Origin of the sequence: Vibrio sp. B181a (assembly GCF_030248375.1) — a bacterium.
Classification (GTDB): domain Bacteria; phylum Pseudomonadota; class Gammaproteobacteria; order Enterobacterales; family Vibrionaceae; genus Vibrio; species Vibrio campbellii.
Genome location: NZ_JAHGAD010000045.1, coordinates 53,336 through 67,498, shown reverse-complemented (window position 1 = coordinate 67,498; position 14,163 = coordinate 53,336). Strand labels below are relative to the sequence as shown.

Genomic DNA, 14,163 nt, shown 5'->3' with positions numbered 1-14,163 from the left:
AAAAAGAAAGGGCGAGTCACTTCAGGCTGTACGCAAACGTACAATGACTCGCCCCATATTCTGTCTAATGAATAGGTTATGACGGAATGATCATTTGCCCTAGCAAGTAACCCAAACAACACGCACCAATCACGCCGATTAAACCCACAGACATGAATGAGTGGTTGAAGTACCACTTGCCAATCTTAGTCGTACCTGAGGTATCGAAGTTAACAGTCGCGATATCTGAAGGATAGTTTGGAATAAAGAAGTAGCCGTAAACCGCTGGCATTAAACCGATAAGCAGTGCTGGCTCTAAACCTAGACCTAAACCGACCGGCAACATCATGCGAGCTGTCGCTGCTTGAGAGTTCACTACAACAGACACAATGAATAGTGCTAGTGCGAATGTCCAAGGGTAGTTGGTTACCATCTCTACGATGCCTGACTTAAACTGAGGCATTGCGTATTGGAAGTAGGTATCTGACATCCATGCAATACCGAAGATAGCAATCGCTGCCACCATACCGGATTTAAAGACCACACCGTTTGGCACGTCACGTGGGTCGGTTTTGGTCGCTAGCAAAATAATACCGCCGAAGCAGAGCATCATCATTTGAATCACAACCGCCATACTGATTGGCTTGGAGCCTTCAGCGATGGTACGGACCTCTGGCCACATCGCGATAACGACAATCACAAGAATCGATAGGATGAACAGCAGAACAGAGTTACGAGCACTAGACGGCAGTACTTCATCCAAAGAGGTTGCCGTTGTGTTTAAGATCTTGTCACGCCAAACCGGATCTTTTAGGCGCTCTTGATACTCTTCATCGTCTTCAAGCTCTTTGCCGCGTTTCAAGCTGTAAAGAGACATCAGCAATGTACCGAACAAGGTCGCAGGCACTGTGACAAGAAGAATCGATAGCAAGGTAATTTCGTGTTGAATGTCAGATAGCTGCGCTAGGTAGTAAACCACTGCTGCTGAAATTGGTGATGCAGTAATGGCGATTTGAGAAGCAACTGATGCCGCAGCCATTGGGCGCTCAGGACGAATGCCGTTTTTCAGCGCAACGTCGCCAATGATTGGCATGATGGAGTAAACCGCGTGACCAGTACCAAGTAGGAAAGTCATAAAGTAAGTCACGAACGGCGCAATAAGAGTCACACGTTTAGGGTTCTTACGTAGTACGCGTTCTGCCACCTGCAACATGTATTTTAAGCCACCTGCGGCTTCAAGAATGGAGGCACAAGTGACCACCGCGAGGATGATCAGCATTACCGTCACTGGCGGAGACGTTGGAGGCATCTTGAAGATGAAAACCTCAATCACCAAACCAATGCCAGAAACGACACCAAGACCAATGCCGCCATACCGTGAGCCGATATACAGCATCACGAGCAAAAATAAAAACTCAAGATACAACATGTTTAATTTCCTTATTAGAAACAGGGACTTCTATTGTTTCGGTATTGAAGGAAAAAATACTTAGCCTTGTTCACATTCCATTTTATAAGAAACAGCAATGTCCAATAATTGGGAATAACTCACGCTACGGAGCACAAGTGTTACGCGGCGTTTGTCGCAGTGTTGAACGAATGTTTGTATCCGCGGGTGGTTAAGTTAATTGCGTCCAAAATGGTGCAATAATCGACGTTAACAGGTTGTAATTTAAGCAATGAGTAACAGGTGCATAAAAACGTAATAAGTGATGGGTTTGGCTATATTGGCTGCTTTCATAATAACCGCAACGCATAATAGTGTGAGCGCGTAAGCAGGTAAGATACTTCGCGATAACAAATATTAAAAAAATTGATATGCATCAGGATAAGTATCTGGTTGTTTTATAGATTTTGCTTTCCAGTTGGAAAACACAATAAAAATGGCTTAATTATGAAACTTAGTAACCTATCCGTTAGAAACAAGCTGCTTGCGCTTGTTATTTTCTCTGCATTTCTTCTGATTGCGGCTTGCTTATACAACTTAAACGAACAACGTAAAAACTCGTTAAGCGAACGAGAGAGCAAACTTAGTGCACAAGTTGAAGTTGCCATTAGCTTGATTGACCATTACTACCAGCAGCGAAGTGAGTTGGGGGTTGAGGATGCAAAACAACAAGCGCTGAATGCGATCCAAACATTGCGCTATGACAGCAACAACTACTTCTGGGTACTGACGCCTGAACTCAAAGTCTTGCTTCATCCGACTAAACCTGATCTCAACGGTGCAGATGCGAGCAACTTTAAAGATGGGGCAGGTAAGTTCCACTGGCGCGAAATGGCTCAGATAGCCAAAACCACGCGTTCAGGCTTTTTGGATTACCACTGGAAAAGCCCAGAAGGGAAGTTGAAAGATAAGATCTCCTACGTACAAATCTACCCTGAGTGGCAGTGGATCGTTGGTTCAGGCATCCTTGTTGCCGATATTCAAGAAGCCTTTTACAAAGAAGCGATCAAAGAGGCAATCATCGCTACGGTGTTAATTGGTGCGTTAGCGGTTCTCGGTTACATCATTTCAAGTAATATCATCGATCCTCTTCAAAGACTGATCAGCAACACCCACAAAATTGCCGATGGTGATCTCACTGTGCGCCTAAATGCATCTCGTAAAGATGAGCTGGGTGAGATGAGTAACGAGATTGACCGTATGCTAGAAAAGCTACAAGGGACTTTACTCGCTGCCCATGAATCTGCGCAGCAGTCTGCCAATATGGCACAAAGCATTGCACAAGCAAGTGAAGAGGCTGCGACCAGTGTAAACAGTCAGCATGCACAATTAGAACAACTTTCAACAGCAATGACGGAAATGAGTACCACCATTTCAGATGTCGCCAACAATGCAGAGAATACAGCGCACAGCACGGCACTTGTAACCAACCATGCCGAGCAAAGCGGGAAAGATATGCAGCAAACCTCTCAAACCATTGCTGAAGTCTCTCAAGACATCGCCGCTGCGGACCAGATGGTCGCAGAGCTTCAAGCGGGTGTGAATGAAATCCGAGCGGTTGTAAGTGTGATTCGAGAAGTTTCTGAGCAAACAAACTTGCTTGCTTTAAATGCAGCGATTGAAGCAGCACGAGCTGGTGAGCAGGGCCGTGGATTTGCCGTTGTTGCCGATGAAGTACGAAACCTTGCGAGTCGCACACAACAATCGACCGACGAAGTTCAACAGACTATTGACTCACTGATTGAGCGTACAGAACGTACCGTCAAAGCGATGGAGCGCAGCAATGCGAAAGTGGAGCTGAGTGTCGGCATTTCACAATCTACGCAAACGCAATTGGAAACCATGGTTGAGGAGTTGATCCGTTCGAATGATATGGTGGCTCAGATTGCCGCAGCGTCAGAGCAGCAAGGCTTAGTGGCGAACGAGATGACGCAAAATGTCACGACCATTCACCTAGCGGCAAATGAAGTGAAAGAAGCGTCACAAATGCTTGCAGAGGAAAGCCAGCATTTAGCGGCAACCTCAGAGATTCTCCATGATCAACTGAGATACTTTAAAGTCTAATTCTTAAGTACCAATACAAGTAAAAGAAAAGCCGCGTTATGCGGCTTTTCTTTTATGCTTCATCTGTTGCTTGAGTCTCTTCAGCTACTCGTGAAGTTTGCTCATTTGCTTGCTCTTCGGCTTCCATCTTCGCGCGTTCTGCTTTTGAGATGTAGCGAGGCTTGTTGCTCTTATGAAGCTTTGCATTTTGTTTTTTCAACTTCGCTTTTAAGATCGAGTTGATTTTCTTCTTGCGGTTCATGGTGTTGGTCCTTTAATTTAGCGGAGCAGGATAGTGATTTTTCCGTCAAGTTACAACCCTAATGGATTCCCTATGAAAACACTTACTACTGAGCGCCTCACACTGCGTCTTGTCAGTGTAGAAGATGCGCCGTTTATTTTAGAACTCTATAACCAACCGGATTTTTATCGCTTCGTTGGTGACAAACAAATTCGAACCCTAGAAGAAGCTGAGCGTTATATCGAAGACAACATGCTACGCATGCAAGAGCTGAAAGGAGTCAGCTTGCTGGTGGTAGAAACCAAGCACGAACAACAACCCATCGGTATTTGTGGTTTGGTAAAGCGTGACACATTAACCGCGTTTGATATTGGCTACGGTTACTTACCGAGCGCTTATGGTAAAGGCTACGCTGCAGAAGCCGCTCGTGTCGTTGTGGATTTTGCTCGTGACGAAATGAAAATAGAAAACTTGGTCGCCATCACCAATAATGACAATATTCGTAGTATAAGTTTGCTAGAAAAATTGGGGTTTCAGTTTGAACGTGTCGAGCAGACTTACGATAATGGTCGGACTCTGCAACTGTACACCATGAAGTTGTAACCAGATAAGCTTCGATTAAGATGCAGCAATCAACGGCGCGTTAGCTTGAGGAAAAGAATGAGCGACATTTTATTAGGCAAACTCGCCACAGAATTTAAAACCGTCAAGGCGATGGTGGAGGTCTATTGTAAAGATCACCATGGCACGAGTGGCGAGTTATGCTCAGAATGTCGCGAATTGTTAGAGTATGCGGAAGTACGGCTTGATCGTTGCCCTTACGGAGAAGACAAGCCGACTTGCAACCAATGCCCAATTCATTGCTACAAGCCCGAGCCTAAAGAGCAAATGCGTTTAGTAATGCGTTACTCGGGGCCGAGAATGCTGCTAAAGCATCCAATCTTAGCGATTCGACACCTGTTACATGAGAAGCGGAAGGTTCCTGACAAGCCCGCTGCCAACGCATCTAATCGCCATAAACGAATGGAAAACCAAAAACGAGGGTGATAGTCCCTCGTTTTCGTATTTTGTTTTGCCGATATTACAGCCCAGCAGCCATTTGGTGTTTTGACTTAGTTGCTGCGATGAGCATGTAGATACAAGTCGCAAGCAGTGCGGCGAACAAGTAACCCAACAGTCCGTGCATTTGACCCATGAATTTATCAGCAACCACTGGGCCAGCCACTGAACCTACGCTGTAACTGAACAACATAACTTGCGTTGCAGATACGATGAAACGCTCTTCTAATCCTTCACAACCCAGGTTAATTGCGATTGGGTATAGTGCAAATGTCGCCATGCCCAATAGGAACAGTGCCGCTGCAAGTACTACCGCTGATGAAGATACAAAAGTCAGGCCGATAGAAAAAATACCAAGGATACAGAAAAACGCCATCAATACAGTACGAGCCATGTATTTATTTAACGTGGTAACCATAGGTTGAACCAGCATACCGCCAAGGATCACAAGCGCCATCAACGTACCAATGTCTTGGTGGCTAATCTTACGGTTTACAAGCTCTACTGGCATCAGGCCGTAGATTGCACCCAAAGTTAAACCCGAAACAATACAACCAATGATGGCTGCGTGGCTTAGCTTAGAAATTTGCTTAAACGATAGTGCTGTTGATTCATGGCTGTTTGGCTGTTCGCAATCAATAAAAAGCAAAACCAGAATTGCCATTAGGATCAGAGTAGTGATCGCAACAAAAGGAACGCCGCCACTTACACCAAGGATACCAATACCAAACTGACCAAGAGCAGAGCCACCGTATAGAGATAGCATGTAAAGGCTTAAGCGTTTTGCGCGAGAAGACTCATCGCCGGACATCAACCATGATTCCACAATAACAAATACGCCAGCAACCGCCATACCTGCGATGAAACGTGCAGCGAGCCATACCATGCCATTTGGAATAAGTGGAAGGGCAACGATCGTCAGTGAGAAGGTCGCCAAACAGCCAACAAACGCTTTACGGTGTCCAACACTACGAACAATACGCTCAAAGAAAATAGCACCAACTAATAGGCCACCATAAAACACACTCGCCAACCAACTCGCGTAATCAGCAGAGATGTTGTATTCACCAAGCATAAGAGGGATCAAGCTCATCAAATAGCCTGATGCCACTGCATAAAGAGACAGTGCTACGACAGGAACTGTGACTCGTGGTGATACTGAAGGAATGGCTGTGTTTTCCAATGTTTTGCGCCTATAAGTTAAGTGAAAATCAGGGTTTATTCGGCGCGAATATGAGGCTAATTAATAGGCAAGTAAAATGATATATTTGTGTCGTTTCGACAAAAGAAATTTATCGAAATTCTATGAAGAAAAGCTGAATAAAAACGCCAGCCTAAGAATAAGGCTGGCGAAGAGATTTATTTGCTAAGTGCTTGATTTAACCACTGATCAAATTGAGTTTTTGGTAGGGCGCCGTTGATCATGTCGACGCGTTGGCCATTCTTAAAAACCATAATGGTTGGGATACTACGAATACCAAATTGCGCAGCCAACTGTTGTTGCGCTTCGGTATCAATCTTGACAAAACGTGCGTTTCCGGTCTGTTCTTGCGCGACATCCTCAAAAACAGGAGCAAAACCAACACAAGGGTTACACCACGGTGCCCAAAAATCGACCACAACCGGCGTGTTGCTCTCTAGCAGCGCCGAAAAGTTATCGATAGTGCCTTCTACCGGTGAACCATCAAATAGAGCGTTCTTGCATTTACCACAGCTAGCAGCTTCTGCAACTCGCTCATTAGGGACACGATTTAAACCGCCACAAGACGGACAACGAGTTTTAAACGATGACATGACTTCTTCCTTTATGACAACTTCATGAAAACATGACTTACCAGTCAGCCTCATAATTTGTATACTTATTTTTTAGCCTGCCGAAATATAAGACGGCAAGTCTGTATTTGGACCCGAACAGGTTCTAAGAAATTTCATTAAAATACAACAATAAATAGGTCTGCGATGACAAATTACTACGCTGAAATTACCGGTTGGGGAAAATGTCTTCCACCAGCTACGCTCTCTAACGATGACCTTAGCACTTTCCTTGAAACTTCAGATGAATGGATTCGCACCCGTACTGGTATCGAAAACCGTCGCATTAGCCACGTAAACACGTCGGATATGGCAACGGTCGCTGCGCAACATGCGATGGCCCGTGCAGGTGTAGAAGCGAGTGACATCGACCTAATCATTGTTGCGACATGCTCTCCTGATTCACTTATCCCAAACATTGCGTCTAAAGTACAACAGAACCTTGGTATCCGTTCTGCTGCCGCATTCGATTTAAACGCAGCATGTACTGGCTTTGTGTATGGCCTTGAAACTGGCACACGTTTGATTCAATCAGGTAATTACCGTAACGCGATTATTATTGGAGCTGAGCGCCTGTCTTTCTACATTGACTGGGCAATGCGAGATACTGCTGTATTGTTCGGCGATGGTGCAGGGGCAGTCGTACTTACTCGTACAGAACAAGAAACCGGTCTACTGCAATCACAAATTGGTTGTGATGCGAAAGGTCGTGACATTCTTTCCGTGCCTAAGTTTGGTACATGTATGGATCGTTTTGCTGAAGATAACGGTTACTGGGACTTCAACTTTGTCGGACAAGAGATCTTCAAACGCGCAGTTAAAGGCATGGGTCTGGCTGCGAAAACGGTTCTGAAAGCTTCTCAACTAACCACAGATCAAATCGACGTGGTAATCCCGCACCAAGCAAACATCCGTATTATCCAAACGCTGTGTGACCTTTCTGGTATTCCACAAGAAAAAGCGTTTGTGAACATCCAAAACTACGGCAACACGTCAGCAGCGACTGTGCCAATTGCACTGTGTGAAGCGCTAGAACAAGGCCGTGTTAAGCCAGGCGACAACATGCTATTAGCAGCGTTCGGTGCTGGTTTGACATGGGGGGCAGCGGTACTGAAATGGGGTGACCGCGTAACGCCTATTGCTGAAAGTGACGCAGCGCTACCTGAAAGCGATAAGACAGCACTTGAGCTTTTAGAGCGAGCAATCAAGCTATGTAACGAACGCCCTCGTGGTGAAGACGCATAAGCGCTTGTATTAGCATCATAGGAAAAGGGAGCATAACGCTCCCTTTTTAATTTCTAGTTCCAGAGGTATTAAGACATAAAGCCAAGGTTTGGTGACGAGAAATTTCGAATGTTAGGGAACACGTAATCTAACGCTGCACCATCGGTAATACCCATCCATTGGGCTAGAGTTGAGCCTACTTGGTCGGTTCCGATTTTAGGAATCAAACGCCCTTTCGAATAATCATCCTCTCCACCTAATACCAATTCAGGCCAAGTGCCAATCGGCTTCGAGCCATTTACCGCACCACCCATAACCAACTGATGCCCACCCCAACCGTGATCGGTACCATTACCGTTGTTTGTCATCCGGCGGCCAAAGTCAGACATGGTAAAAGTGGTGACATTGTCACGCATCCCTAGAGCATCTATTGCACGATACATGGCCAATAGATTGGTGGCTAGATCGCCAAGTAACGCAGGGTGTTTGGAAAGCTGAGAATCATGAACGTCATATCCAGTATGTTTTACAAAGAAAACTTGTCGCTGCTGGCTTAAATGGCTTTGGCTTGCGATCAACTTGTAGACCGTTTGCATCTGTTTACCGAGCGTTGTCGATGTGAACAACGGGGCATTTTCTACGTTGTGCAGTTGTTCTGCTAACACACCGCTCATGGTCATTGACTCATCGACCATCAGATTAAAATGACCACTGAAAGGGTTACTGGCAGAAGTAGCAAGAAGCTGATCGTACACTTCTTTGTAACGAGGGTTCCCAAGCGCACTCAATTGAACCGCTCGGTCTTTCTTAAGAACCGTTTGTCGGTGCTCAAGGGAGCGCAACCACAATGAATCGCCGTGTACGCTGTATAGTGGTGTGATGTCCGAATGTGAACTCATCACATCAAGCATTCTGCCAGCCCAACCAAGATTAGCGAACGAATTCATGCCGCCGCGCATCAAGGCATTGGTTTGTGAGTTATGGGAGAAGAGCTGGTCGGGTAACGGGACTTCACCCGCGTCAATCATTCCCTTCGTCATGGGTTGTTCAAGAACTCCGCTATTAAGAACAACAGTTGCATCTCCGTTGTCAAATAGCTCCGTCAATCGAGCCAACTTAGGGTGCATGCCTAACGGCACATCATTTCCTTGTCTATCTTCCGCATTCAACCCGATAGGGATGATGCTGTTTTTAGCGACGGAAAGTTTGCCTCTAACATTCGCGTATTGGTCGTAATGAAAATCAGACAGAGGTAAGAACGTATTGATTGCATCATTGCCGCCATCTAAATACACGCAGATTAGAGCACGAAAATCATTACTTGGTGAAGCCAAGGCATAGCCGGGAAGCCCAACGGAAGCGAATGCGCTCAGAGAAGCGGTTCCTTTCATAAAATTGCGTCGTGATAGTTTCATAATTCGCTCCTAATTTTGAATGTAGAATTCGATGCCAGAAATTGCGGTGAAAATCACTAAGGCAAGTTTGGTGGTGGGAACATAATTGGTTTTGTACTCATTCAATGCGTTATGCATGATTTGTTGCAGCTGTGGTGACGCTGTATTTGCAAAGAAGCGCGCATCGATGGCTTCAACTAACGCGTCATGGTCATCGAGTAACGCATACAGCTCCGTCATGTCGAGTGTGTAGGTCGAACCTTCTCCTTTACGAACACTGTAAAGCATGAAGTTAACGGACTCTGTGTACACAGACCAATCAAGTAGCTCGTACTCAGGAGAAACAATACCGTTAAAGACAAAGTCTGCCGAAGGTTGGTAATCGGGTGAATAGAAGTTAAACACAGAAGGTGAGCGCAACGGACCTTGATTGGCGATGTTCATCACTGAAACGGCGCCATCGTATCGAGCTGCACTAAGCGTGAACCCCGCAGCACGATGGAAATTGGTAAGAGCTAAGATTGGCTCTTTCACTTTGATAGGGCGAACTTGAGTCAGGCCCCGAGCCTCATCGTCAAGTAAGATAGCGCGAATAACGGCATCAAGATCGCCTTTGGTGCCGTGGCCATTGTTATTGAACACGGTTGCTACTCGGGCTACGTATCCCGGCGTAGGGTTTGACGTCACAAAGCGTTGGATGAGCAGCTTAGAGACAAAAGGAGCAATATTATCGTGGGTCATTAAAATATCGACCACTCGCTCAAGCTCTTCCTCCGCGGTTAGACCTGCAGGAATGGTAGTGCCCAGTACCGTTTTTTCATTCGCATCATGGCGGTTCTTAATTACCCGCATCGGCAAAACGAACGCAGTATCCGATTTATTCCAACCAGTTAGTGCACGAGCTAACTCTTGGATGTCGGTTTGTGTGTAAGTTGCGAGAGCATGCCCCGTTTTCTGATCGTATTTAATGCTCCCGTCTAGGTTGAGCTGATACAAACCAATACTGAAAAGCTGCATTAGTTCGCGAGCAAAGTTCTCGTCTGGAAGCGCACCAGTGTTTACGTTTTCTTTGGCGCTGCCCATCATCGACAAATAGTTCCCCATAACAGGGTGCTTTGCCGTTTTTAGCAGTAACTCTCGGTAGTTCCCAAACGCGTTTTCAACCAGTAGATCATAATAATTCACGAGACCTTCAGGCTTGCTGCTCAGAATACCACCATGCTTAGATACAACCAGGATTTGGCTAAGGGCAAAGGCCATGCGTTGTCTGAGTTGATCCTCTGCGGTGAGGGCGATTTGATACCAAGCGTTTTCACGGTTTGCTTGAGCCCCTTTAGTAAAGGGCGTGAAGTAAAGATCACTGTGATAAGTCGGGGGGAGAAGAATTTGTTCTGAAATCCAGTCCTCGTAATTGGTCTGGTTGACTTGGTCGATTAAAGTAGGAGTAGGACCAAATGTGGTTTGATATAAAAAGCGTGCAGTAGGTAGATCTGGATCGTCTTCGTCAGCCGATACTGGCCCAACAAAGAAAAGCAGCATGGCAACAAAGCCTAATACCCAGCAAGAAATCTCATTCTGTTTCTGACGTCTCATAGTTAACTCGCTTACCCAAAGGAACGACTTAAATCCATTTAACGGGAGTAATGAAGCTCATGGTGAGCTAATTAATAAATTTAGTGAAATCAAGCAGCTGCAGAACGGATTATAGACGGTAAAATTTGCTATCAAAGTTGTTAATTACAGAAAATAGTCGCGTGGAAGCTTATTTTTTTACAAGAAATAATGATAAGTGATTGAATTGTAATTGAGTATTTTGTTGTGAGTTGGCTCAAGCAAAATATGAAACTTTTTTGAATTCATACTTTGGTGGGGAGAACGTTTTCGTCAAGTTTGAGTAACGTACGTTAAATGACATAACGCTTAGTTGTCTTGGTGTGAGCTTTTAAAGGAATTTTGAATAAGGAATGACTCAATCTAGTCTTACTGAGGGAATACTGCTCGCCAAAGGCGAAATGTTCGTGGTGACTGGGTGTTTGTACAGTATTTGATTGAGGTGCCATTAGCGGTATGTAGTAAACAAAACCACTCTATGAATGACAAAGAGTGGCTTCCCTAGATTTCAGGCTGTTACTTTCTTGCTAGCTTATGATGGGCACGAGAGAAATGATCGGCACAGAATGCACCAACAATTGAAAGCTCTCCTGCCAAACACAGACCAGCAGCGACTTCTGCTAACGCCTTTGCTTTGCCATTGCCGTGCAAGCCAAGGATATCCAAACACGCTTTTTGAGTTGGCAAGCCAGTACCACCGCCTACAGTACCAACCATGATGTTTGGCAGGGTGACAGAGGTATACAAGTTTCCTTGAGAATCCACGTCCATTCGAGTAATACCAACCGCAGATTCTGCTACGCAAGCCGCATCTTGGCCGCATGCGATGTACAAAGCGGTGAGGGCATTGGCGTAGTGTGCGTTAATACCTATGGTGCCACTTAGTAAGCCACCGACCGTATTCATCTTGCCAAATTTGACCATGGCTTCTGGCGTGGTGTGCAGGTATTTCTCAACCAAAGCCGCAGGAATCGTCACTTCAGCGGATACTTTTTTACCGCGAACGGAACGCAAGGTGTGAGCGTTGGCCTTCTTATCACCAGACAAGTTGCCGTCAAGGTAAGCATCAACCGGAGCGATAGGACTGTGTTCGAGAATGTAGTGGAATACCTTGTGTGTTGCGATGGTCACCATGTTCTGACCGGACGCATCGCCCGTCACGTATTCAAACACCAAGTAAACATGATTGCCTTCAATATTCACGTTGATGTCTTTTAGCTTGCCGTGCGTGGTGGTGGATTCTGCTTCTTTACGGAAGATATCGTATTGAGTCACCACCCAACTGACGAACTGCGCGGCTTCTGCAAGAGATTGGAAGCCAAACACAGGTGTACGGGTAACACCTTCACTGATCAAAAGGGTACTTGCGCCACCAGCGGCAGTAATTAAGTTTGCACCGCGGTTGTAAGAAGCGACCAATGCAGCTTCTGTTGTTGCGAGAGGGACTAAGTAGTCGTCGTTCGCGTAAAGACCGTTAATACGTAGAGGGCCGGCAACACCAACAGGAACATTAACTGTACCAATAAAGTGTTCGATGTTGTTGGCGTATTGGTCGTAATGCGATTGAGTAAAAGGATCCAGAAGAAGATCTTTGTCCGTCATGGATTCTAGCACTTTCCAACGGCGCGCAATGTGCTTTTCCGTCAGACCTGCGCTAAGGCAGAGTTTCTTTTCTGGCTTGTGGTATTTCGGTTCTAATGCCGATTGTACTTTTTCGCAGGTTCCATTCTCAGAGAGTGCAGAGCTATTCCTTGCGCTGTCTAAATTTAATTTCGGCATACAAACGTTTCTTTATTCATTTGGTTTGGAATTGTAGTGATACAAAACGTGATTACAATCCCGCGTATACGTTTTGCAACAAAAGGTTGCTCAGCTTCAAAGGGATGAGCATTCGTCTTGAACCGAAGATTACGAGCTATCTGCGTGACAAAAAACAAACAACACAATTGCGAACTAGCTTAACTCATTGAAAAGATGAACTTTAAAGATAGCTTGGTACGGATGGTGAATGAGTAAGAAATGAGCGAAAGCCTAAATTCTTATTATTGTTAAAATTGCGCAAGGTGGGTGAATTACTCTAATTTTGAACATCAAAATGATGGGGGTGAAATGTTCTGGCATGGCGTAAAATGGTAAATAACTTGGTTTGCGCCACGGCATAATAGCCCCACGTTTTCAATTGAGGGTAACGTATGATTGTTTACTTTCGAGTTCAGGACGTAGAAGTGCTGTGTGATGAAATAGAACTCGCAACACTGATGCAAGCCAAGCTCAAGCAATTAACTAATACCAAGCCTCAAATGGACTGAGCAGTATAACCTTACGAAGAGCTGACGTTCAGCGCTATCGACTGTTTATACACTTTAGGAGATAACCCGGACACTCTTTTAAATGCGCGTGAAAAGTGCGAAATGCTAGTGTAGCCAAGTTGATTGGATATATAGGTAAGAGAGTGTCCTTCTTCCATAAGCTCGCAAGAAACAGAGAACATCAATGACTCTTTAATATGTCGAAAAGAAGTCCCTTCATTCTTTAACTTTCTTTGAAAGGTTCGAACAGAATAGCTCAGCAACTGAGCCGCTTCTTCTATCGACAAATTACGCTCCCTTACATAAGGGCGAAGGAGTTCAAACACGCTATCGGTAAAACTCGTATGCCACTGGAGCTGACTGGGTTTAGCGCCTAACTGTGAGTCTGATATTTGGATTGGCACGTTAAGAATTTCATCGGGGATATAAACACCAGCTTTGTCTTGACCCACGAAGATCTGGCACTTGCTAGGCACGACACTTTTTACGATATCGCTGTTACTGCCCTGTAGACGTACCTTGCTCGGGTACCACGTAGTTTTGGTCAGTATGCTGATGAGTTCTGTGATGTAAATGATCGCAAATGCTTCTGACCAGTCGGCGATTTGAGTGTCTTTTTGTTCAGAGAAACGACAAAACCAAGCATGACCATGATGGGTTTCGAAAGAAACGTTACTGCCTGGAGAGTCTAAATGGAATATCTCGTCAATGTGCTGCATTGATTCACCAATGGTTTGAAAAGGCAAAAACTGATGCAAGACATTGGGTATAACGCGGCGACGAAAGACCAACACCAATAAGTCGGTAAATTTAGTGACGCCAAGTTGAGATGAAGTTAAGTGAATCAAACGTTTTACCGATTCAGACGGAATGTAGTCAGAATCGGTTTGGAACAAGTCTGCAGGTAAACCAGCATCACTGAGTAATTTGTGTTTATCCAACCCATAGTCGGCAAAGACTTCGACCAAGATACGCGCGTAGTTGGTCTGGATGACAGGTAAGTGGAACGTTTGATTCGGCATTGCTTTGATACTCCTTTATCAA

General features: G+C 45.2%; 12 protein-coding genes. 4 read left to right on the top strand and 8 right to left on the bottom strand.

What is annotated here, in order from left to right; genetic code table 11:
* Positions 1-76: 76 nt before the first annotated feature.
* A complete protein-coding gene (locus KIO97_RS19365) occupies positions 77-1,408 on the bottom strand; it encodes an anaerobic C4-dicarboxylate transporter (RefSeq protein WP_045367869.1) in 1,332 nt (443 codons plus the stop codon).
* 465 nt (positions 1,409-1,873) lie between these two features.
* Here KIO97_RS19365 and KIO97_RS19360 point away from each other — a divergent pair, with 465 nt between their 5' ends.
* The gene (locus KIO97_RS19360; RefSeq protein WP_045376795.1) at positions 1,874-3,490 is read left to right on the top strand and encodes a methyl-accepting chemotaxis protein; all 1,617 of its coding nucleotides are present in this window, start codon (positions 1,874-1,876) and stop codon (positions 3,488-3,490) included.
* A gap of 52 nt (positions 3,491-3,542) precedes the next feature.
* On the opposite strand, the gene KIO97_RS19355 is transcribed toward KIO97_RS19360, so the two are convergent.
* A complete protein-coding gene (locus KIO97_RS19355) occupies positions 3,543-3,731 on the bottom strand; it encodes a DUF2986 domain-containing protein (RefSeq protein ID WP_285383722.1) in 189 nt (62 codons plus the stop codon).
* Between the two features lie 72 nt (positions 3,732-3,803).
* Here KIO97_RS19355 and KIO97_RS19350 point away from each other — a divergent pair, with 72 nt between their 5' ends.
* Together KIO97_RS19350 and KIO97_RS19345 are read left to right on the top strand one after the other, a co-directional pair.
* Positions 3,804-4,313 carry a GNAT family N-acetyltransferase gene (locus KIO97_RS19350; RefSeq protein ID WP_047477103.1) on the top strand — a complete coding sequence of 170 codons (510 nt, stop codon included), beginning with the start codon at positions 3,804-3,806 and terminating at the stop codon, positions 4,311-4,313.
* 57 nt (positions 4,314-4,370) lie between these two features.
* Positions 4,371-4,757, top strand: coding sequence for a nitrous oxide-stimulated promoter family protein (locus KIO97_RS19345; protein ID WP_240306480.1), 387 nt, complete (start codon positions 4,371-4,373; stop codon positions 4,755-4,757).
* Between the two features lie 34 nt (positions 4,758-4,791).
* On the opposite strand, the gene KIO97_RS19340 is transcribed toward KIO97_RS19345, so the two are convergent.
* Together KIO97_RS19340 and trxC are read right to left on the bottom strand one after the other, a co-directional pair.
* A complete protein-coding gene (locus tag KIO97_RS19340; protein WP_285383721.1) occupies positions 4,792-5,952 on the bottom strand; it encodes an MFS transporter in 1,161 nt (386 codons plus the stop codon).
* A gap of 176 nt (positions 5,953-6,128) precedes the next feature.
* The gene (gene trxC, locus KIO97_RS19335) at positions 6,129-6,563 is read right to left on the bottom strand and encodes a thioredoxin TrxC (protein ID WP_005427146.1); all 435 of its coding nucleotides are present in this window, start codon (positions 6,561-6,563) and stop codon (positions 6,129-6,131) included.
* Positions 6,564-6,728: 165 nt separating this feature from the next.
* Between trxC and KIO97_RS19330 the strand changes: the two genes are divergently transcribed.
* A complete protein-coding gene (locus tag KIO97_RS19330; RefSeq protein WP_045367854.1) occupies positions 6,729-7,826 on the top strand; it encodes a ketoacyl-ACP synthase III in 1,098 nt (365 codons plus the stop codon).
* Between the two features lie 68 nt (positions 7,827-7,894).
* On the opposite strand, the gene KIO97_RS19325 is transcribed toward KIO97_RS19330, so the two are convergent.
* From KIO97_RS19325 to KIO97_RS19310, 4 genes are all read right to left on the bottom strand, one after another.
* Complete coding sequence (locus KIO97_RS19325) at positions 7,895-9,220, bottom strand: DUF1501 domain-containing protein (RefSeq protein ID WP_285383720.1); 1,326 nt, start codon at positions 9,218-9,220, stop codon at positions 7,895-7,897.
* Between the two features lie 9 nt (positions 9,221-9,229).
* Positions 9,230-10,792, bottom strand: coding sequence for a DUF1800 family protein (locus KIO97_RS19320; RefSeq protein ID WP_285383719.1), 1,563 nt, complete (start codon positions 10,790-10,792; stop codon positions 9,230-9,232).
* A 534-nt stretch (positions 10,793-11,326) separates the two neighbouring features.
* Entirely contained in the window at positions 11,327-12,589 is a 1,263-nt protein-coding gene (locus KIO97_RS19315) for a hydroxymethylglutaryl-CoA reductase (protein ID WP_285383718.1), read from the bottom strand.
* 541 nt (positions 12,590-13,130) lie between these two features.
* On the bottom strand, positions 13,131-14,141 hold the full coding sequence (locus KIO97_RS19310; protein ID WP_285383717.1) for an AraC family transcriptional regulator: 1,011 nt from the start codon (positions 14,139-14,141) through the stop codon (positions 13,131-13,133).
* Positions 14,142-14,163: the final 22 nt, after the last annotated feature.